Genomic DNA, 20,005 nt, shown 5'->3' on the forward strand with positions numbered 1-20,005 from the left:
TCTAAGCTAATGCGGCTTTGATTGGATGACTACCGATTTTTTGTAGGACATGACGACTGCTGACCAGCGTGCTCGGCGTTATGACCCCTTCGCGAGCAAGCCCGCTCCCACACTGGATCTACGCTGCTCACAAAGTTTTGTGTCCACCGAAGAGCAAATGTGGGAGCGGGCTTGCTCGCGAAGGCAATCTATCAGACAGCAGAAGGCTTACTTTTCAAACCCGCTGGAAGGAAACACATCCGTCCCGCGCCAGCGCCGCACCGAACGCTGGAAGAACAAACTGTTGGGCACCTGCACCATGGCGCTGCCAGTGCCGAGTTCTTCGGCCTCGATCAGCGTGGTGTAAAGAAGATTGATCGCCACCACCCGGCCTTTGACGCCGGGCTTGTCGGTGGTGTCCACCAACTCGACTACGTCACCTATGCGAAACGGGCCGACGGTAAAGATCAGGATCGCGCACAGCAGGTTCGAGAGCACGCTCCACATGGCGAAAAACGCCACCGCCGCGACTGCGACGAAACCGGACAACGCGGTCCAGAGCACCGTGGCCGAAACACCGAGGCGCTCCAGCACGAAAATCAATGCACTGCCCATGATGAGCCAGCGCAGACCACCGCGCAGCGGCATCAGCAACTGCGGCGGAAACGGGTAGCGCTCACCGAGACGGGTCAGGCATTTGGCGACGAAACGCTGGGCGATGTATCCGGCCAGCAGGATCAGCAGGATTTGCACGCCGAGCCAGATCGGCTCGACCCACACCGCCGGCAGCGGCAGCTTGAAGGCGTCCATCAGGACAGCTCCTCCAGCTCCGCCTGCATGTTTTCCAGCAACTCCAGGGCTTCCATCCAGGCTTCTTCCAGCTCCGCCTCACGCACCTTCAGCTTGGCCTGTTCGGCCAGCAGATCCCGCAATTCGTTCTTGCGCGCCGGCTCGTAGATGTCGCTGTCGCCGAGGCTGGCATCGATCTTCGCCAGCTTTTCGTGGAGCTTGCCGAGTTCGGCTTCAAGCTTGTCAGCTTCGCGCTTGTGCGGCGCCAGTTGCTGACGCAACGCAGCAGCGGCCTGACGCTGGGCTTTCTTGTCGGTCTTGTCCGGGTTGACCGGCGTATTGCTGACCGGGGCGTTGCGCTGGCGATACTCCACCAGCCAGCGGGTGTAGTCCTCCAGGTCGCCGTCGAATTCCTCGACCTTGCCGTCCGCCACCAGATAGAAATTGTCGGTGGTGCTTTTGAGCAAGTGGCGATCGTGAGAGACCACCAATACCGCACCACTGAATTCCTGCAGGGCCATGGTCAGCGCCAGACGCATTTCCAGGTCCAGGTGGTTGGTCGGTTCGTCGAGCAGCAACAGGTTCGGTCGGTCCCAGGCGATCAAGGCCAACGCCAGGCGCGCCTTTTCGCCACCGGAGAAATTCAGTACCGGCTCGTCGATTCGCGCACCACGGAAGTCGAAACCGCCGAGGAAGTCGCGCAGGGCCTGCTCACGCTCGGTCGGTGCCAGGCGTTGCAGGTGCAGCAACGGGCTGGCCTTGGAGTCCAGCGAATCCAGCTGATGCTGGGCGAAGTAACCGACAACGGTGTTCTCGCCACGGGTCAAGCGGCCGGCCAATGGCGAGAGCTCACCGGCAAGGTTCTTGATCAGGGTCGACTTACCGGCGCCATTCGGGCCGAGCAGACCGATTCGCGCACCCGGGGTCAGTTGCAGCTTGACCTTCTCCAGCACGGCCTTGTCGCCGTAACCCAGGCGGGCATCGGACAGGTCGATCAGCGGGCTGGAAATCTTCTGCGATTCACGGAAGACAAAGTCGAATGGCGAGTCGACGTGGGCAGCGGTCAGCTCTTCCATCCGCTCCAGTGCCTTGATCCGGCTCTGGGCCTGGCGGGCCTTGGTAGCCTGGGCCTTGAAGCGGGCGATGTAGCTTTCCATGTGCGCACGTTGCACCTGCTGCTTCTCGTACGCCTGCTGTTGCTGGGCCAGGCGTTCGGCACGGGCACGCTCGAAAGCGCTGTAGCCACCGCGGTACAGGGTGATCTTGCGCTGATCGACGTGGGCCACGTGGTCGACCACGGCATCGAGGAAGTCCCGGTCGTGGGAAATCAGCATCAAGGTGCCGGGATAACTCTTGAGCCACTCTTCGAGCCAGATGATGGCGTCGAGGTCCAGGTGGTTGGTCGGTTCGTCGAGCAGCAGCAGGTCCGATGGGCACATCAAGGCCTGCGCCAGGTTCAGGCGCATCCGCCAGCCACCGGAGAAATCCCCGACCTGGCGATCCATCTGCTCGTTGGTGAATCCAAGCCCGGCCAGCAGCTTGCGCGCCCGGGCATCGGCGGTGTAACCGTCGGCGCTGTCGAGTTCCGAGTGCAGTCGGGCCTGAGCGGCACCGTCATGGGCCGCTTCGGCTGCCGCCAGGTCGCGTTGCACCTGGCGCAGGCGCAGGTCGCCATCGAGCACGTAGTCGACCGCCAGGCGTTCGAGGGTGTCGACCTCCTGGCGCATGTGGGCGATACGCCAGTCGGCCGGCAGGAAGCAATCACCCGAGTCCGGGTGCAGCTCACCCCGAAGCAAGGCGAACAGGCTCGATTTGCCAGCGCCGTTGGCACCGATGAGGCCGGCTTTCTGGCCGGCGTGCAGAGTCAGCTCGGCGTCTTCTAGCAGACGTTGCGGGCCACGCTGTAAAGTCAGGTTCTGAAGTCGAATCATAATGGCGGCGGAGTCTACCAGCTTCGCTCGCAACTGGCGCGAGTAGCACTATGTCCTCTGACCTGTGGAGCTTTTCCCTAAGTACTTATGCACAGCCCGGCGTTGAACCCGCATGCCTGCAATTGCAGTCGGCGGGCATCAATGTGTGCTTGCTCCTCTGCGGACTGTGGCTGGGAGAACGTGGCGTCGCCTTTAACGAACACCGATTGCAGCAACTGCGTAGCGTGGCCGAGCCGTGGGACGCAGACGTGGTGCGACCGTTGCGAGCCTTGCGGGTGAATTGGAAAGTCGTTGCCGCCGACGATGGCGAACTGAATGCTTTGCGCGAGCAAGTGAAGGCACTCGAACTGGAAGCCGAGCGACATCTGTTGGTACGACTGGAACGAACGGCGTTGAGTTGGCCGCAAGGTGAGGCGACCGATCTATCGGCCTGGCTCAATGGTGTGGCGGCAGGCGCCGCCCACCTGGACCGCGACGCGCTGCATCAGCTGCGCGTCGCGGTAACCGGCACTTAGGAAGCGCTGGTTGGGGTGGTTGCTGCGATCGATGCGGCGGCCGGCGTTGGCGCTGGCGTGCCTGTCGAGGTGGCTGCTGCTAAAGCAGACGGTGCACCCGGAGCCGGATTGGCTGGCTTGGCAACTGGCGCGGCGGCCGGCTTGGCGGCAACAGGTTTCACTGCTGGTTTTGCAGCTGGTTTTGCAGCTGGCTTCGCCGCCGCTGGCTTGGCAGCGGGCTTGGCGGTGGCCGGTTTGGCAGCAGCGGCTGGTTTAGCCGCAGCAGGTTTGGCTGCCGGTTTAGCGGCTGGTTTAGCGGCCGGCTTGGCCGCTGCTTTTACAGCGGGTTTGGCCGCAGTTTTCGCAGCTGGTTTTGCAGCGGTTTTAGCCGCGACAGATTTGGCGGCCGGCTTCGCAGCAGGTTTCGCTGCTGCAGTTTTGGCTGCTGGTTTTGCTGCGGGTTTAGCGGCTGGTTTTGCAGCCGGTTTCGCGGCGGCGGTTTTAGCCACGGCTGGTTTGGCAGCAGCGGCTCTTGCAGCGGTAGGTCGTGCGGCGGCTGGTTTGGCAGCCGTGGTTTTAGCCGCAGGTTTTGCAGCGCTGGCAGCAGCCGGTTTTCTCGCAGCCGGTTTGGCTGCAGGTTTGGCTGCGGCAGTTTTAGCTGCTGGCTTGGCAGCTGCAGGTTTTGCGGCAGGTTTGGCCGGTGCTTTTGCAGCAGCCGGTTTGGCAGCGGCTTTCTTCGCAGGTGCCGCAGCAGGCTTGGCCGCACGCAAGGACAACACCTTGCCGACAGCCTCTTGTACACGACCGACGCCCTGGGCCAGTTTCAGGCTTTCCTGAGCATCGCGCTTGAGTTGCAGAATGTAGCCGCGGGTTTCCGACTGACGATCCTTGAGGGCATCGAGCAGCTCCTCAAGATCGGCCACTGCGCCCTTGGCCTTGGCTTGTGCCTTGGCTTTTCCGGCCGCCGCAGCGTCCTGCAATTTGGTGCGGGATTTGTGCAGTTTTTCTTGCGCTTTTCCGCGCTGCTTTTCCAGCTTGGCGAGCAGTTTTTCAGCATCAGCCAAGGCTTCGGAACAAGCGGTTTCCAGATGCTCGAGCAGGCTGCTCGAGAGTTGTTGGAGCAAGTGCAACGGAGTGTTTACTGGCTTCTTGGTGGCCGACATGGTTTACCTCCTGGCTGAAGTGAGTGCGGCTCATACTAGACCTCTGCTGCAACCGCCGCTAGGGCATGTTGACACTATCGAAAGCGCTGTGTTGCAAAGGATTGAAAAACTTCTGCCTCGGCGCAAAAGCAGTTCACCGTTGCGCGCATTCTCGCTGGCATAATCGCCCGCAATTCAGGTCGGAGAGTGCCCATGTCGCGCTACCTTTTTTTATCGCTGTGCGTGTTTTTTTCGGTGGCCCAAGCCGGCGAAACAACGCAGGAAAATGAAGCCCACGATCTCGCTTACAGCCTGGGTGCAAGCCTTGGCGAACGCTTGCGCCAGGAGGTTCCCGACCTGCAACTCCAGGCATTGGTCGAAGGATTGCAGCAAGCCTATCAGGGCAAACCGCTGGCGCTGAAGGACGAGCAGATCCAACAGATACTGACCGAGCATGAAGCCCGCATCGCCATGCAGTCCGACGAGCCGCAAAGCGAAATGGCACTGGAAAAAGAACAGCGTTTTCTCGCCACAGAAAAAGCCAGGCCCGGCGTGCGCGAACTGGCTGATGGCGTGTTGCTGACCGAGTTGACGCCAGGTACCGGCGCCAAGGCCGGACCGAACGGCAAGGTGCAGGTGCTGTACATCGGTCGATTGCCCGACGGCACTGTGTTCGATCAGAACAGTCAGCCGCAGTGGTTCAGTCTCGACAGCGTGATCGCCGGATGGCGCAGTGCGCTGCAAAACATGCCGGTCGGGGCGAAATGGCGACTGGTGATTCCATCGGCTCAGGCCTATGGCGCCGACGGTGCCGGTGACGTGATCGCACCATTCACACCACTGGTGTTCGAAGTCGAACTGCGCGGCGCCACCAGCTGACGATGCAAACGAAAAACGGCGTGCCTTGGCACGCCGTTTCCGGATCTTGCAGAGAAGTGCTTCAGGCCTGAACCGAGTCGGCTTCCTTGTGGGCGGTGTGCAGCACTTCGATCAGGCAGTCTTCCAGTTCAAAGCGCTCGTGCAATAGTCCGCCGAGTGTCTTGAACTCTTCGGCGACACACTTACCTGCGTCACACAGGTCATTGAAGGCGAGCAGCTTTTCGGTGATGACGTCGATCCGCGGGTAGATGGTCTCGGCGAGCTCCAGGCCACGCTTGTCGTTGAAGGCCTTGGCCTCCCCCGTCAGCTGCTCGTAGATCTCGAAGTGCCCGGCCGATACATAATCGACCAGCACGCCGCAGAATTCCTGCAAGGGCTTGCGGTTCTCACCCAGCGCCTCAGGCTTTGCGCCGAGCGCGTCATAGGCCCCGATCAGTTCGTGTCGTTCCTGCAACCAGCGATCGATCAGCAGGTGCACTCCGCCCCAGCGTTCCTGAGCATTCTGACAACTTTCGAGCATGGTGATCTCTCTTCCCTTGTGGGTCAGCTGCTCTATGCCCGCTCGCCTCTTGTAACATCGGTGGGCGGTCAGGCAGAGCGTCATCGAGCAACATAATTCCAATGACACGTGCGGGCCAGATTATGCCCGCACGACACTGGCTTCAAGGTACGCAGGCGATAAAGTTCATACAAGTGTTTAATCACCCGCAAAGGCCCGGTGCGACGACTCGCCGCTGAGTGGTCGCTGATAGCCGGTCCAGACCAGTCGCAGCGACTGGTAAACGGCCAGAATCATCATTGCGACGAAGAGCAGCAGGCTCCACTCGGTGAGACTCAGATCGAACAGCGTCCAGGAAATTTCCACACAATCGGCAGCGCCCTTGAACATTTTCAGTACGACTGAAAGCCACGGAGAATTGGCCAACAGGTCCGCCAGATGAGTCGAGCACGTCGCTACCTGTTCCGCTGGAAGGCTTTGCAGCAGGACCTGTCGCCATGCAGTGACAGTGCCGGCCAGGCTGCAACAAAGACTGAACAGCCAATAGAGAACGTTTCCGATGCGACCGGGGCCATGGACCGAAGCCATCAGGCAGACGCCGGTAAGGAGCGCCAGGCAAAACCGCTGCACAAGACACAAGCCACAAGGCCGCAGGCCGACTGCATATTCCAGGTAGTAGGAAACACCCATCGCCAGGGCACCCGCAATGAAAGCCATGAAAAACAAGGAGCGTGAGCAGGCCAAAGACATGGCTTTTCCGTAAAAGTAGTGACAGACCATTACGGTAGAGGAAAGCGCGACAGCCTTTCAAGGCAAGTGCCCACAGAGACTTCAGCGCAGGTGTAGGGAAATCCCGACGCAGGCGAGAGGATAAAATGTAGTCCTCTGTAGGACTTTGTCTGCGATGAAATTTCGCGACCGAATTTCAACTAATCATCGCACTGCGGCGAGGGTGATTGCTCCCTCGTCGCAGGTCATCGCTCAGGCGCCGGAGCCCGGTGCCTGCGAGTGGGTCAAGCGCCGACTGGCGTTGGCAGAGGGGCCGCGAGCAAGCGCTCATCCAACAACCCCAGGCCTTCCTGAAACAGCTGGTTGCTGCGCTCGGCATCGCCCATTTGCGCCAGCAAGCGTGCCAGCTCGGCACAGGCTTCCGGATTGCGCTGTACACGCAGGCTGCTTTCCAGATAGTCCCGGGCCTTGCCCCACAAACTGTTTTGCAGGCATAGACGACCCAGTGTCAGCAGCAGGCCCGGATCGGCCGGATGCTCCTTGAGCCAGCCTTCGGCTGCCTGCAGCTGGCGGGCCGGATCATTGCCGCGAACCAGTCCGTAGAGACGTGCCAGATGACTGTCGTAGCTGCGCTTGATCGCGGTGCGCAGCACTTCTTCAGCCTCGACCTGAGCCCCCAGTTGCCGCAACTGCTCGGCATACGCCAGCACCAGTTGCGGCTCCTGACGCTGTGCCGAAGTCAGTTGCTGCCAGGCACGTTCCAGCGATTGCAGCCCCACCGTTCCGTCTTCTTCCCGTTGCGCCGCCAGGGACAGGTTCGCCCCCCAGGCCCGACGCTCCAGCTCGGCGAGCTCCGCCGCCGGCAGGATTTTGTCCTTGCGCAGCTCCGGCAGCAGGCGAATCACTGCCGACCAGTCACCACGCTGCTGAAGCAGGCGCTGCAATTGACGCAGGGTCTGTGCGTTATGAGGATGGCGTTCACGCATGGCTTGCAGGGTGGCCAGGGCGCCTGCGGTATCACCGCGATCGGTCTGTAACTGGGCGTGGCTCAAGGCGATCGCCAACTCGGCCTGGGGCTGACGCTCGAGGGCGCGCTCCAGCAAGTTGTCGCTTTCTTCGTGATTGCCGAGTTCGTTCGCTGCACGGGCAGCGCCGAGGTAGTAAAGCAGCGGCTGACGCTCGGCTTCGGCAGCCCGATGCAAGTGACGCTGCGCGCTGGCCCAGCGACCCTCGGCCAGGTCCAGTTGACCGTGCTCGATCGCCACCTGCACTCGACGGCTGCGGTTACGCCGTGACCACGGATTGACCACGCCACTGGAAGCCATCACCAGTTCGACCAGCGACCTGATGCCCCAGATCACCAGCCAGAGCACAGCCACCAGCGCCAAAGTAGCCCACAGGCTCGACTCATAACGGAAGGTCTTGTAGGCAATCAACACGTAGCCGGAATGCTCGGCAATCGCCAGCCCCAGCGCAGCGGCAGCGGCGATCACGAGGAACACGATCACATAGAGGCGTCTCATGGCGTGGCCTCCGGCGCGGCGCTCGCGGCAGGCCTGACCAGTGGCTTGACCGAATCCTCGGCGTTGACGTTGCGCCGTTCCAGATACCCCTGCACCGCGCTCAGGGTGCCGGTCATATCCGGCGTGACGACGGTGACAGGTTGCACGCTCAACTCGGCCACCTGTTCAAGCATGACTTTGCTTTGTGCGTTGTCCGGATTGAAGTTGCCCTTGAGGATGTCCCGCGCCTCGTCCAGCACTTGGGAGTAAACCGCCGGCTGGCCATTGAGTGCGGCCCACTGTGCCTGCTCCAGCGCCAGACTCAGGGCCAGGCGTACCTGGCTCAGGCTCTGGCCGGCCAGCAATGGGCGAACGTTCTTGTCGGCATTGAAGTCGATGCGGATGTAGCGCGAAATCTGGTCCCACCATTGCGCCCAGCGACTGGCACCGTCGCCATCGGCAGTCAGGCCCAGCAGCGAATCGCCACGGTCCTTGTACTCCGGTGCCAGTTCGGTGAGGCTGGCCACTTGATCGCGCAGTGCGCCCAGACGCAGAAACAGCCCGGTGCGGTCCGGTTGTTCGGTGCTGCGCAAGGCGATCAGGGTCTTGGCCACCTGCTCGCGAGCGGCAAAGGAGCCCGGATCGTTTTGCTCACGCAGTATCTCGTCGGCACCCTGGACCAGTGCCTGGGCACTGCTGATGTCCTGCAAGGCGGACAGTCGCAGGCTGGCCAGACGCAGCAGGTGCTCGGCCTCGGCCAGACGCCAGTCTTTGCGGCTGGCACCGAGAACGGTTTCCAGCCGCTGGTTCAACCGCTGCTGATCACCTTGCAGCTGAATCACCAGACGACTGCGTGCTTCCAGTTCATCGGCGGGAGGCAATTGCGCCAGGCGTGCGCTCAGGCGCTCCTCGTTGAGCTTGAGGTTTTGCGCCTGGTCATTCAGCGCCTGCACCTGGCTCAGTTGCTGCTGATTATTGGCCTGCAGGTGACGCACCTGCCAGACACCCCAACCGCCCACCGCTACACCGGCCGCGCCCAACAGCAGCGCGATGATTGCCAGACCATTGCCTCGACGCTGCTCGGCAGCTGGCGGCGGCGACATTTCATCAACAGGTGCATCAACAGGTGCATCAAGCACCGGTCGCGAGTCATCTTTAGGCAAGGCTGTTTCGCTCACGTATCCATCCTTTGCATTAGAAAACGGGTACGGGATGCTCCCGTAACGCCGTCAGCAAGGCCGCGGCACTGGCGCCACGACAATCCACAACTGTTTTGGCCCCGGCGGCACGCGCCAGCTCGGCAACCCTGGGGCTCGGTACAAACAACGGCAACCGCGCCAACTGCGGCCAGGCATCGCCGGCCAGTTGATGCAGGTGCTCAAAACCTTGTCCACTGCTGACCACCAGCCCGTTCAGGCGTTCCGCCTGGATCCGTTGCGGCAGCAGTGTCGGCGGGTAAATCGGCAATCCCCGGCGGTACAGTTCCAGATACTCGACACTAGCACCAAGCTCACGCAAACGCTCAGCCAGCAACTCGCGCCCGCCCTCCCCGCGCAGGATCAGCACTCGTGCATCGGGTTGTGCGATAGCCTCGCGCAGTCGGGAAAGTTCGAGCAAGGCTTCACTGTCATCGCCTTCTGCCGGGAAGCTCACGTCCAGCCCGTGATCCCCGAGGATCTGCGCGGTCGCCGCGCCGACGCTGAACCACTTCACACCGGGCGGTGTTGGCCAATACCGCTCGAGCAGTTCGACGCCGATCCGGGCGGCCGGCTTGCTGACCACAATGACGGCGCAGAACTGATCCAGCGCCAGAATCACCTGGCGCATTGTGTCAGTGGCCTCAATGGGCATGATGTCCAAAAGCGGCAGACTGTTACTGAATATCCCCTGCTCGGCCAAAAAACCGCTCAGCGCCGCCGCTTCTTCGGCGGGACGCGTCAGCAGCAAGCGCCAGCCGATCACTCGTGACCAGCCTCGCCATAGACCGCTTTGAGGATGGCGTCGGCACCCTGGCTGAGCAGGTCTTCGGCGACTCGTACACCCAGTGCCTCGGCATCGCCGCGAGGGGCGCGGGCTTGTGCGCTGAGCAGCAGGCCACCGCCTGGATCGCCCACCAGCCCGCGCAACCAGACCTGCTCACCCTCCAGCACGGCGTAGCAGGCAATCGGCACCTGACAGCCGCCATTGAGGTGCTTGTTGAGGGCTCGTTCGGCGGTCACGCGGGTGGCGGTGTCCTGGTGATGCAGGGGTGTCAGCAACGCATGGATTTCACTGTCGGCGCTGCGGCATTCGATACCCACCGCGCCCTGGCCACCGGCCGGAAGGCTGTCGTCGACGCTGATGGCCGAGGTGATGCGGTCTTCGAATCCCAAGCGGATCAGGCCGGCAGCGGCGAGGATGATGGCGTCGTATTCGCCGGCATCGAGCTTGGCCAGGCGGGTGTTGACGTTGCCGCGCAGGAAGCGGATTTCCAGATCCGGGCGACGGGTCAGCAATTGAGCCTGGCGGCGCAGGCTGGAGGTACCGACGATGCTGCCCTGGGGCAACTCATCCAGGTTGGTGTAGGTGTTGGAAACGAAGGCATCGCGCGGGTCTTCCCGCTCGCAGATACAGAACAGACCGAGGCCTTCGGGGAAGTCCATCGGCACGTCTTTCATGGAGTGCACGGCGATGTCGGCTTCATTTTCCAGCAGCGCGGTTTCGAGTTCCTTGACGAACAGGCCCTTGCCGCCGATTTTCGACAGCGGAGAGTCAAGCAGCTTGTCACCACGGCTGACCATGGGGACGAGGGTCACCAGCAGGCCCGGATGAGCCGCTTCAAGACGGGCCTTGACGTATTCGGCCTGCCACAGGGCGAGAGCGCTTTTGCGGGTGGCGATGCGGATCTGGCGAGAGGACATGGATCAATCCGTACTGAATAGATATGACGGATAATAACAGCTCAGCCAAATCCACTTTGACTTGTATCAGATACTACTCGGCCTCCCTGGCCCCGGATGTCCGGCAATCGGGTGTGAAATTGGCCTGCGAACAGCTTTTTAAAGCTGTTGCATCATTTTGCGTACCCCAGCCACATGACGACGGCTGACGATCAGCGCATCACCGTTGAGGCCTTTGAGGAACAGCTGAAAATGCCCCAGGGGTGTGCGTTGCAATCGCTCGATACGCTCGCGGGCAACCAGTGCATTGCGATGGATACGCACGAAACGGTCACCGAATTCATCTTCGAGGGCCTTGAGCGGCTCATCGAGCAACACTTCGCCGCTTTCGTGGCGCAAGGTCACGTATTTGTGGTCGGCAATGAAATACACCACCTGATCCAGCGGAATCAGCTCGATCCCTTTACGGGTTCGGGCGCTGATATGGCTGCGCGGGCCGTTGCCGCTTTCGGCAGCAGGGCGGGTCAGGGCGGAGAGCTGGGCACGATTGGGGCGCTCGGCTCTCTTTAATGCGTCATGTAATTGTTCAGTTCTCACAGGTTTCACCAGATAGCCTACGGCGCTGGCCTGTAAGGCTTCCACGGCAAATTCATCGGGCCCGGCGCAGAACACCACGGCGGGGGGAGTTTCGCGTTCACACAACCGAGCAGCCACTTGCAGGCCATCCAGGCCAGGCATGCGGATATCGAGCAGCACAATATCCGGCTTGTGGCTGTCAATCAGTGCCAACGCCTCTTCGCCATTCGTGGCACTAGGCTCCAGGACACTGTACCCCTCGAGTTCGCCAACCATTCGGCTCAGGCGCTCGCGGGCCAAGGGTTCGTCATCAACGATCAGGACATTCATATTGCGCTGGATTCCTGCGTGAGTCTCGCACAAGGATAGCGTAGACAGGTGAAGTGACGTCCGTCACCGCGATCCACGCTAAGACTAGCGCGAGCGTCAAAAAGTGCCGCTGGTCCGGCGGCTAAATTTTCATCTGCCGGGCGATTGGCGGCCCAGGCCCGCGTTGGCGATGCATCGCCACAGGGTTTGCTGATACGCAATATGAACACCCCACTCTTCTTATAGTCAGCGGCTGCACCGAGAAATGCGCTGATCCTACTGTCCAACTGTAGACGGTTGCCGGGACGATATTGCTCAATTGAAAAATATCGTTCGGCAAAAATGCGCGGCTCTTGCCCCGGCCCGGACTTTCCCTCCCCCAAAAAAACGTATCGACCAGTGTCAGCGACAGGATTGGCAACCCTGTTATTATCCGCGCCAGCGTTCCACGCCTTCTTACTTCAAGCCGATACGAGCGAATTCATGAGCACTGACAAGACCAATCAGTCCTGGGGCGGCCGCTTCAGTGAACCCGTCGACGCCTTCGTCGCCCGCTTCACCGCCTCCGTCACCTTCGACCAGCGCCTGTATCGCCACGACATCATGGGCTCGATCGCCCACGCCACCATGCTGGCCAAGGTCGGCGTGCTGACCGATGCCGAGCGCGACAGCATCATCGATGGCCTGAACACCATCCAGGGCGAAATCGAGGCCGGTCAGTTCGACTGGCGCATCGACCTCGAAGACGTCCACATGAACATCGAGGCGCGCCTGACCGACCGCATCGGCGTGACCGGTAAAAAACTGCACACCGGCCGCAGCCGTAACGATCAGGTCGCCACCGACATCCGTCTGTGGCTGCGTGACGAGATCGACCTGATCCTGGCTGAAATCACCCGCCTGCAAAAAGGCCTGCTGGAGCAGGCCGAGCGCGAAGCCGCCAGCATCATGCCGGGGTTCACCCACCTGCAGACCGCACAACCGGTGACGTTCGGGCACCACATGCTGGCCTGGTTCGAAATGCTCAGCCGCGACTACGAACGCCTGGTCGACTGCCGCAAGCGCACCAACCGCATGCCACTGGGCAGCGCGGCACTGGCCGGCACCACCTACCCGATCGATCGCGAATACACCGCCCAACTCCTGGGTTTCGACGCGGTTGGCGGCAATTCGCTGGACAACGTCTCCGATCGTGATTTCGCCATCGAATTCTGCTCGGCGGCCAGTATCGCGATGATGCACCTGTCGCGTTTCTCCGAAGAGCTGGTGCTGTGGACCAGCGCGCAGTTCCAGTTCATCGATCTGCCCGACCGTTTCTGCACCGGCAGCTCGATCATGCCGCAAAAGAAAAACCCGGACGTGCCGGAGCTCGTGCGTGGCAAGACCGGTCGCGTGTTCGGTGCGCTGATGGGCCTGCTGACCCTGATGAAAGGCCAGCCTTTGGCCTACAACAAGGACAACCAGGAAGACAAGGAACCGCTGTTCGACGCCGCCGACACCCTGCGCGACTCGCTGCGGGCCTTTGCCGACATGGTCCCGGCGATCAAGCCCAAGCACGCGATGATGCGTGAAGCGGCCCTGCGCGGCTTCTCCACCGCCACCGACCTGGCCGACTACCTGGTGCGTCGCGGCCTGCCATTCCGTGACTGCCACGAAATCGTCGGCCATGCCGTGAAGTACGGCGTGGACAGCGGCAAGGATCTGGCGGAAATGAGCCTGGAAGAACTGCGCAAGTTCAGCGATCAGATCGACCAGGATGTGTTCGCCGTGCTGACCCTGGAAGGCTCGGTCAATGCCCGTAACCACATCGGCGGCACCGCGCCGGCGCAGGTGAAGGCTGCAGTGGCTCGCGGTCAGGCGCTCCTCGCCAGCCGCTAAAAGCTTCGCGGGCAAGCCCGCTCCCACAAGGATCCAGTACTTGCCAAAAATCCATGGCAAACAAAGAAACCTGTGGGAGCGGCGGTGCGGCGATCCGACTTGCCCGCGATGACTGACTTCAGAACGCCACAGAACTACTTTTTGGCAGCAATCATCGCCATGAACGCCGGCATCGCGGCCTCCCGGTCCGCCGCCACACGCTGCACATTCGGATTCCCCCCCAAAAACTCCAGCAGCGCCTTGGCCTTTGGCATCTCGGCCAACAGATCGATGCCAAACAACTTCTTGGCGACCCCACACGCCAGCGGCACGCTGAACAGGAAATACAGATCCGCCACGCTCAAGCTGTCGCCAGCCACGTAAGGGCTGAATTTGGCATGCCGGCCCAGCGCAGCCATCCCCAGCAACAATTCGGCTTTGGTTTTTTCCTTGATCGCATCCGGCAGGGTCATGCCGAAAAAGGCTTCGGGATAGCAGGCCCGGCCTGGCAATTCGATGTACAGCTCGATTTCCCTGGCCAGTGCCAGCACCTGCGCGCGCTCGAACGGATCGCTCGGCAGCAGCGGCGTGCCTTTCTGGCTTTGCTCGATGTATTCGAGGATCACGCTGGTTTCATTGATGAAGCCCTGCTCTACCTGCAGCACCGGGACCTTTCCGCGAGGGCTGATGGCCAGTGCCTCGGGGCTGGTGCCAGCGTAAAACGGTACTTCTTCGAAGGGCAGGCCTTTTTCCAGCAGCGCCAGTTTGACCATGTTGTAGTAGTTGCTGACGGAGAATCCATAAAGCTTGATCATCACAAAGCCTCCAGGCCATGCGGGGTGGGCAGTGCCTGTTTATAGAACGCTGCCGGGATTCTTGCCAGCAGCATCACGCCGCTGAATGCGAGTAAACTGGCCGCCTTTCCCTGAGGAGCCTGCCATGAGCGAGCCAACCGATATCGACAACGACGAAGAAGAGTTCGCCGAAACCACCCTGATCCAGGCCATCGAAAACCAGATCGAAAGCGACAACCCGCCGGCTGCCAAGGCGACGTTCAACAAGCTGACGCTGGTGGGTTACGAGCGGGAAGAAATCCTCAACCTGATGGCTCACGTTTTGGCGGTAGAAATCGACGCGATCCTCGAAGAAGACCGCGCGTTCAACACCGAATGGTACGAAGCTGCCCTGCGCGCCTTGCCCGAGTTGCCACCGGAAAAGCAGTAAGCCCACACCTCCCTGTAGGAGCGAGCCCGCTCGCGAAAAACCCGAGAGCGCCGCTGGGCATCTGGTTTTACGCGTCATCGTTGACGACCTTCGCGAGCAAGCTCGCTCCTACAGAGGAAAAAAACCCTGTCGCGAGCACTGGACATGCCGGACAAGCGGGTTCACCTTAGGGGCGCTGTCGTCCAATTCCTAGAAAGTCTGGAGTCCTTATGTCGCTTACCCCTGAGTTGGTTGCCGAACTGGAAGTCCTCGCACTCTTCAACCTGGACAGTTCCCAGGAAGGTCTGAAAATTCATCAGACCGCTGCCCCGAAACACGTTGCCGCCGCCAAACGCCTCTTTGAAAAAGAACTGACCGACCAGCCTGATGGCGGTTACCTGACCAGCCTGGGTCGTGACGCCGCGCAAAATGTGCAAGCCGTGCTGACCATTCTTAACGCCGAAGTAACAGCCTGAATTCTGCCGCATCGCCCACGGAGACCCCGATCCAGGGATTTCCGCGGGCACATCCCCCTGATTTCTGTCTGCAGCCGATAGAAATCTGACGCCAGAAAAACAAAATCAGCTTAAAAGTCCTCGCCTCAAGGCGCTAAACTGCCCCTCATCCGAAGAGCCCCACGTCCGAGCCCTGCGAGCCGGTTTGAGCTGACATGACGCGCATCCATGAAATCCGCCCCGATCTGGACGAGGGAATCGACCGCAAGGTTCTCAGCCAGCTGCGCGCACGTTTTCTGAAACTCAACGAAGGGCGCATGGCTCGCGCCATGGAAGGGTTGTCGACCCGCCAGCAAGGGGTCCTGACCTTGCTGCCGCTGTTTTTCCACGTTAACCATCCGCTGTTGCCCGGTTACGTTTCCGGCAGTACGCCGGCCGGGCTGTCGAATTTCGAGCCGGATGCCAATGTCCTCGCTGAAGCCCAGCGCCTGACCCGCTCGTTTTCCTACAAGCCGCGCCACGGCAGCAACCCGCCGAGGCCGATTCACGGATTGTTCCTGATGGGCAGCCTCGGCACCTTGGCCCAGGCCGACCAGAGCGACATGGATGTGTGGGTCTGCCATGGGCCGGACCGGACCGAAAACGAACTCGCCGAGCTGCGCAAGAAATGCCAGTTGCTGGAAGCCTGGGCCGCCAGCCAGGGCGCCGAAGCGCATTTTTTCCTGATCGACCCGAGCCGTTTCGTCCGCGGTGAGCGCGATACCCAGCTGAGCTCGGAAGATTGCGGCACCACCCAGCACTACCTGTTGCTGGACGAGTTTTACCGCACCGCGATCTGGCTCGCCGGGCGCACACCGATCTGGTGGCTGGTGCCGGTCTACGAAGAGTCGAGCTACGACCGCTACACCCATGCCTTGATCTCCAAACGCTTCATCCGTGCCGATGAAACCCTCGACCTCGGCAACCTGGCCTACATCCCGCCCGGCGAATTTATCGGTGCCGGGCTCTGGCAGTTGTTCAAGGGCATCGAGTCGCCCTACAAGTCGGTACTCAAGCTGCTGCTGACGGAGGTTTACGCCAGTGAACACCCCAGGGTCCATTGCCTGAGCCTGCGCTTCAAGCAAGCGGTGTTCGCCAACCGCCTCGACCTCGACGAACTGGATCCGTATGTCGTGGTGTATCGGCGCATCGAGGAATACCTGATCGCCCGCAACGAACCGGAACGGCTGGAACTGGTGCGGCGCGCGTTGTACCTGAAGGTCAATCGCAAACTCACCGGCAACAGCCGCACCCAGAGCTGGCAGCGCTCCTTGCTTGAACGCCTGGCCCATGAATGGCACTGGGACCAGCGTCAACTGACCCAGCTCGACAGCCGCAGCCAGTGGAAAGTCCGCCAGGTCGGCTCCGAGCGGCGGGCACTGGTCAACGAGCTGAACTACAGCTACCGCTTCCTCACGCAGTTTGCCCGTCACGAACAAACGGTCAGCCGCATCAACAAGCGCGACCTGAGTGTCCTCGGCCGTCGCCTGTACGCCGCTTTCGAGCGCAAGGCCGGTAAAGTCGAATTCATCAATCCCGGCATCGCCCCGGACCTGGCTGAAGACACCCTGACGCTGGTGTACGCACCGAACAGGAAAGAGCCGGGGCAAAGCCAGTGGGGCTTGTACAACGGCAGCCTGACGGCACTGGAGTGGGAGCATTTCGCGCCGATCAAACGCAGCCGTCACTTGCTCGAACTGCTGACCTGGTGCCACCGCAATGGCGTGATCGACAGCAGTACCCGCCTGGCCTTGCACCCCGGCACCAGCGACTTGAGCGAATTCGAACTGTTCAACCTGCTCGGCAGCCTGCAACAGACCATCGCCCTGCCCTTGCCCACCGTCGCCGAGGAACCTCTGTTGCGCGCCAGTGTGCCGAGTGAAGTGCTGATCCTGGTGAATGTCGGCATCGATCCGCTCAAGCACCATCGCGACCTGAACATCCTCATGACCACCGAGCGCACCGACTCACTGAGCTACGCCGGTGTCCGGGAAAATCTGGTGCTGACTCTGGACCAGGTCACGCTCAATAGCTGGAACGAAGTGCTGGTTGGCCGTTACGACGGCCCCCACGCCCTGCTCGACTGCATCCGCGACTACCTCAATAACCTGCCGGCCGGGCCGCAACAGCCGAAGCTGAGGGTGCGTTGCTTCTGCCATAACCGCGCGCAGTTCATTGCCCAACGGGTCGAGGAAATCCTCGATACCGCGCAGAACCTGCTGCTGAGCCGGCTCAATCATCGCTACCTGATCCAGGTCCAGCAGCACTACCACGTGCTGGAGTTGGTGCCGGGCCAGGTCCAGCACATCGCGCTGGCCACTCTGTCGGCACTGATCGATTACCTGGGCGAAGAAATGGCGAGCTACAGCCCGTTGCACCTCGATCCGAAGGCACTGGAAGACCACGACCTCGCACTGTTCCTGCCAACGGGCCAACCGGACTGCATTCAAGTGTTCTATAGGGTCAACGAAGATCAGGCTGATCTGTACGTGCTCGATGAGTTCAACGCCCTGTGGCAGCAACGCCTGCCCTGGCACGATGAGCAAAGCCTGCTGGTGCCGCTGCAGCGTTTCCTGCAATCGATCCAGTACCGTCGCGATGCCTTGTTGCCGATGGGCGCAGCCCACCCGCTGAACCTCGACACCCTGTACTGCCAGTTGCTGCCGTCAGGCCCTGGCCGCGCACGCCGCATCGAAGCCCGGCCAGTGCCGCAGACGCCAGTGAACAAGCCGTTCTACGACGTGCAGGCGATCGTCGGCAAAGCCGCACCGGGTCAGGTGCAGGTGACGCTGTATTGCAATCAACGGGAATTTTCCGAGCTGGAACATGGCGACCAGTTATTCCGCGTGGTCGCCCGGGAAATCGTCGGGCAGCGCCGGGAAACCGAACGCTACCGCTGCTACATCACCGACCTCGACCTGTCAGGCCTGCTCGGTGAAGGTCAGAGTTCCACCCATCTGTACCTGCGCTACAAAGCCGACTTGGAGCACGCATTGAACGAGGCGCTCGATCAGGTCTGAGGGGAAGTCACTCCGGGAACGCGCCGCCATTGGCCGGCTGCGATTCGACTTCCAGCAAGGTCAGCTTCAGGGTCTTGCCGCCCGGAGCTGGCCAATCGATGTGCTGGCCAACCTTCAGGCCGAGCAGCGCACTGCCCACCGGCGCCAGGATCGAGACCTTGCCTTCGTCGGCATTCGCATCCTTGGGGTACACCAGGGTCAGGTGGTAGTCCTTGCCACTGCCTTCTTCGCGGCAATGCACTCGGGAATTCATGGTCACGACATCCGCCGGCACTTCATCGTGGCCGACCACGGTATCGGCGCGATCCAGTTCGGTTTGCAGCGCAATAACGCCCGGCAGCGTGTCGTCCAGGCTGTCGATCAGACGCTCCAGACGCTGGACGTCCAGACGGGTAAGGGTGATGGAAGGTGAGGTCATGATCTGGGCAGACTCCTTTCTTCTGCACGAAAAAAGCAAAACCCCGCCAGAAAAAGGCGGGGTTTTCACAAGCCTCGATGGGTTGAGGCGTTTCTGGACACTATCACAGCTCAAAAAATATACAAGTCATGGCCAAACCGACGCTATGGACTTGTAGAGAACTCCTGTGGCGAGGGGGCTTGCCCCCGTTCGGCTGCGCAGCAGCCGTAAAAACTTGGGGCCGCTACGCGACCCAACGGGGGCAAGCCCCCTCGCCACAATGACTCACTAGGCTGAAGCTTTGCGGTGGGCAGCCTGCTCGCAAATGACGCGCCGACGCTGATCATCGGCCGAACGCCACTCACGAATATCTTCGACATGACGGAAGCAGCCCAGACACACTTTTTGCTCGTCCAGCCGGCACACACCGCTGCAGGGCGACGGTACCGCCGGGCTGACATTGCTGTAGAGCGGTTTGGGCGCACGGACAGGCGCAGGCTGGGTCACGATCTCACAGGCCTTCGAAATCGAGTTCGACACCGGCCTGCTGCTGGACGATACGCTCAAGCATTTCACCCAACTGCTCTTCGCTCTTGTCGCACATCCAGCGCTCGCTTTCTTCGTCGTAGTCGAAGTGGAAACCACCAGACACCGCCGCCAGCCACAGCTGACGCAGCGGCTCCTGGCGACTGAAGATCAACTGGCTGGCGTTCTCGAACTTGACCGTCAGCACACCGGCCGAGCTTTCGAGGTCGATATCCAGGTCGCTTTCGTCAAAGATGTCCTCCAGGGTTTGCTGGGTGGCATCGACCAGGTCATGGAAACGCGCTTCGGACAAACTCATTACGGCAACCTCAAAAAGTGTCTGATCAGGCTCAAGCGCCGCAAGATACGGGCGAGTCCCGGTGATTGCAAAGGATAACGACCTGTGGGAGCGGGCTTGCTCGCGAATACGGACTGACATTCAACATTGATGTCGACTGACACGACGCCTTCGCGAGCAAGCCCGCTCCCACAAGGATTGCATGATACCGACCGGCATCGGGCCGAGCCCCGCCGGACGGGCGGTCCGCTGCATAGGCAAGCTGCCGGGTGGCCGGTATACTCCGGCGCAATTAATGCATTTTCAAGGATTTCGCCATGAAGCGCCTGATCTCTTCCCTTGCTGCGCTCCTCGCGGTTGCCTGCCTTGTGTCGGCCTGCGGTCAAAAAGGCCCGCTGTACCTGCCCGATGAAGACCAGGACCCTGTGGAGCAAGCCAAGTCGTCGCAGCAGCAGCCTGCCTCCAAAGCACACAAGCACGACGTCTACCAATAATAAGGGAAC

The 20,005-nt window shown here is 61.1% G+C and carries 21 protein-coding genes and 1 pseudogene; 7 read left to right on the forward strand and 15 right to left on the reverse strand.

Translation table 11 applies throughout. From position 1 onward, the window contains the following. Positions 1-207: 207 nt before the first annotated feature. Both PspS34_RS27160 and PspS34_RS27165 read right to left on the reverse strand, forming a co-directional pair. Entirely contained in the window at positions 208-789 is a 582-nt protein-coding gene (locus tag PspS34_RS27160; protein ID WP_150813724.1) for a mechanosensitive ion channel family protein, read from the reverse strand. Continuing rightward, the gene (locus tag PspS34_RS27165) at positions 789-2,699 is read right to left on the reverse strand and encodes an ATP-binding cassette domain-containing protein (RefSeq protein WP_057712799.1); all 1,911 of its coding nucleotides are present in this window, start codon (positions 2,697-2,699) and stop codon (positions 789-791) included. The genes PspS34_RS27160 and PspS34_RS27165 overlap by 1 nt, the downstream gene beginning before the upstream one ends. 50 nt (positions 2,700-2,749) lie before the next feature. Between PspS34_RS27165 and PspS34_RS27170 the strand changes: the two genes are divergently transcribed. Then, positions 2,750-3,214, forward strand: coding sequence for a TIGR02444 family protein (locus PspS34_RS27170; RefSeq protein WP_150814553.1), 465 nt, complete (start codon positions 2,750-2,752; stop codon positions 3,212-3,214). Here the strand turns inward: PspS34_RS27170 and PspS34_RS27175 are convergent. Continuing rightward, positions 3,211-4,356 carry an AlgP family protein gene (locus PspS34_RS27175; protein WP_154860914.1) on the reverse strand — a complete coding sequence of 382 codons (1,146 nt, stop codon included), beginning with the start codon at positions 4,354-4,356 and terminating at the stop codon, positions 3,211-3,213. The genes PspS34_RS27170 and PspS34_RS27175 overlap by 4 nt on opposite strands. Positions 4,357-4,548: 192 nt before the next feature. On the opposite strand from PspS34_RS27175, the gene PspS34_RS27180 reads away from it, so the two are divergent. Then, positions 4,549-5,214, forward strand: a complete 666-nt coding sequence (locus PspS34_RS27180; RefSeq protein WP_102669349.1) for an FKBP-type peptidyl-prolyl cis-trans isomerase — start codon at positions 4,549-4,551, stop codon at positions 5,212-5,214. Between the two features lie 61 nt (positions 5,215-5,275). Here PspS34_RS27180 and PspS34_RS27185 read toward each other — a convergent pair whose 3' ends face one another. The 7 genes from PspS34_RS27185 to PspS34_RS27215 all read right to left on the reverse strand — a co-directional run bounded on the left by PspS34_RS27185 (position 5,276) and on the right by PspS34_RS27215 (position 11,729). Continuing rightward, positions 5,276-5,734, reverse strand: coding sequence for an Rsd/AlgQ family anti-sigma factor (locus PspS34_RS27185; protein ID WP_057712794.1), 459 nt, complete (start codon positions 5,732-5,734; stop codon positions 5,276-5,278). 177 nt (positions 5,735-5,911) lie between these two features. Then, positions 5,912-6,463 carry a disulfide bond formation protein B gene (locus tag PspS34_RS27190; protein WP_154860913.1) on the reverse strand — a complete coding sequence of 184 codons (552 nt, stop codon included), beginning with the start codon at positions 6,461-6,463 and terminating at the stop codon, positions 5,912-5,914. A gap of 263 nt (positions 6,464-6,726) precedes the next feature. Next, positions 6,727-7,965 (reverse strand): heme biosynthesis protein HemY, encoded by a 1,239-nt coding sequence (locus tag PspS34_RS27195; protein WP_154860912.1) that lies wholly within the window; start codon positions 7,963-7,965, stop codon positions 6,727-6,729. Then, positions 7,962-9,122 (reverse strand): uroporphyrinogen-III C-methyltransferase, encoded by a 1,161-nt coding sequence (locus PspS34_RS27200; protein WP_154860911.1) that lies wholly within the window; start codon positions 9,120-9,122, stop codon positions 7,962-7,964. The genes PspS34_RS27195 and PspS34_RS27200 overlap by 4 nt, the downstream gene beginning before the upstream one ends. Before the next feature lie 16 nt (positions 9,123-9,138). After that, entirely contained in the window at positions 9,139-9,906 is a 768-nt protein-coding gene (locus tag PspS34_RS27205) for a uroporphyrinogen-III synthase (RefSeq protein WP_057712790.1), read from the reverse strand. Beyond that, positions 9,903-10,844, reverse strand: a complete 942-nt coding sequence (hemC, locus tag PspS34_RS27210) for a hydroxymethylbilane synthase (protein WP_090452109.1) — start codon at positions 10,842-10,844, stop codon at positions 9,903-9,905. The genes PspS34_RS27205 and hemC overlap by 4 nt, the downstream gene beginning before the upstream one ends. Before the next feature lie 138 nt (positions 10,845-10,982). Next, positions 10,983-11,729 carry a LytTR family DNA-binding domain-containing protein gene (locus PspS34_RS27215; protein WP_057712788.1) on the reverse strand — a complete coding sequence of 249 codons (747 nt, stop codon included), beginning with the start codon at positions 11,727-11,729 and terminating at the stop codon, positions 10,983-10,985. 462 nt (positions 11,730-12,191) lie between these two features. On the opposite strand from PspS34_RS27215, the gene argH reads away from it, so the two are divergent. Continuing rightward, positions 12,192-13,586, forward strand: a complete 1,395-nt coding sequence (gene argH / locus PspS34_RS27220; protein ID WP_008001478.1) for an argininosuccinate lyase — start codon at positions 12,192-12,194, stop codon at positions 13,584-13,586. Between the two features lie 134 nt (positions 13,587-13,720). Here the strand turns inward: argH and PspS34_RS27225 are convergent, their stop codons facing one another. Next, positions 13,721-14,380 carry a glutathione S-transferase gene (locus PspS34_RS27225; RefSeq protein ID WP_150814549.1) on the reverse strand — a complete coding sequence of 220 codons (660 nt, stop codon included), beginning with the start codon at positions 14,378-14,380 and terminating at the stop codon, positions 13,721-13,723. 124 nt (positions 14,381-14,504) lie between these two features. On the opposite strand from PspS34_RS27225, the gene PspS34_RS27230 reads away from it, so the two are divergent. The 3 genes from PspS34_RS27230 (at position 14,505) to PspS34_RS27240 (ending at position 18,282) form a co-directional block, all read left to right on the forward strand. Further along, positions 14,505-14,789, forward strand: coding sequence for a hypothetical protein (locus tag PspS34_RS27230; protein ID WP_057712786.1), 285 nt, complete (start codon positions 14,505-14,507; stop codon positions 14,787-14,789). A gap of 209 nt (positions 14,790-14,998) precedes the next feature. Continuing rightward, positions 14,999-15,244, forward strand: coding sequence for a TIGR02647 family protein (locus PspS34_RS27235; RefSeq protein WP_150814548.1), 246 nt, complete (start codon positions 14,999-15,001; stop codon positions 15,242-15,244). A 194-nt stretch (positions 15,245-15,438) separates the two neighbouring features. Beyond that, the gene (locus PspS34_RS27240; RefSeq protein ID WP_154860910.1) at positions 15,439-18,282 is read left to right on the forward strand and encodes a class I adenylate cyclase; all 2,844 of its coding nucleotides are present in this window, start codon (positions 15,439-15,441) and stop codon (positions 18,280-18,282) included. A 7-nt stretch (positions 18,283-18,289) separates the two neighbouring features. Here PspS34_RS27240 and rnk read toward each other — a convergent pair whose 3' ends face one another. The 4 genes and pseudogenes from rnk to PspS34_RS28910 form a co-directional block, all read right to left on the reverse strand. Continuing rightward, a complete protein-coding gene (gene rnk, locus PspS34_RS27245) occupies positions 18,290-18,700 on the reverse strand; it encodes a nucleoside diphosphate kinase regulator (protein WP_057712783.1) in 411 nt (136 codons plus the stop codon). 267 nt (positions 18,701-18,967) lie between these two features. Next, a complete protein-coding gene (locus tag PspS34_RS27250; protein ID WP_090457714.1) occupies positions 18,968-19,186 on the reverse strand; it encodes a DUF1289 domain-containing protein in 219 nt (72 codons plus the stop codon). Positions 19,187-19,190: 4 nt separating this feature from the next. Continuing rightward, a complete protein-coding gene (gene cyaY, locus PspS34_RS27255) occupies positions 19,191-19,523 on the reverse strand; it encodes an iron donor protein CyaY (protein ID WP_090452113.1) in 333 nt (110 codons plus the stop codon). A gap of 79 nt (positions 19,524-19,602) precedes the next feature. After that, positions 19,603-19,701: pseudogene (locus tag PspS34_RS28910) on the reverse strand (DUF4381 domain-containing protein); the annotation flags it as partial. Between the two features lie 118 nt (positions 19,702-19,819). Here PspS34_RS28910 and PspS34_RS27260 point away from each other — a divergent pair. After that, positions 19,820-19,996, forward strand: a complete 177-nt coding sequence (locus PspS34_RS27260) for a lipoprotein (RefSeq protein WP_007980804.1) — start codon at positions 19,820-19,822, stop codon at positions 19,994-19,996. Positions 19,997-20,005: the final 9 nt, after the last annotated feature.

Source organism: Pseudomonas sp. S34, assembly GCF_009866745.1.
GTDB lineage: Bacteria > Pseudomonadota > Gammaproteobacteria > Pseudomonadales > Pseudomonadaceae > Aquipseudomonas > Aquipseudomonas jessenii.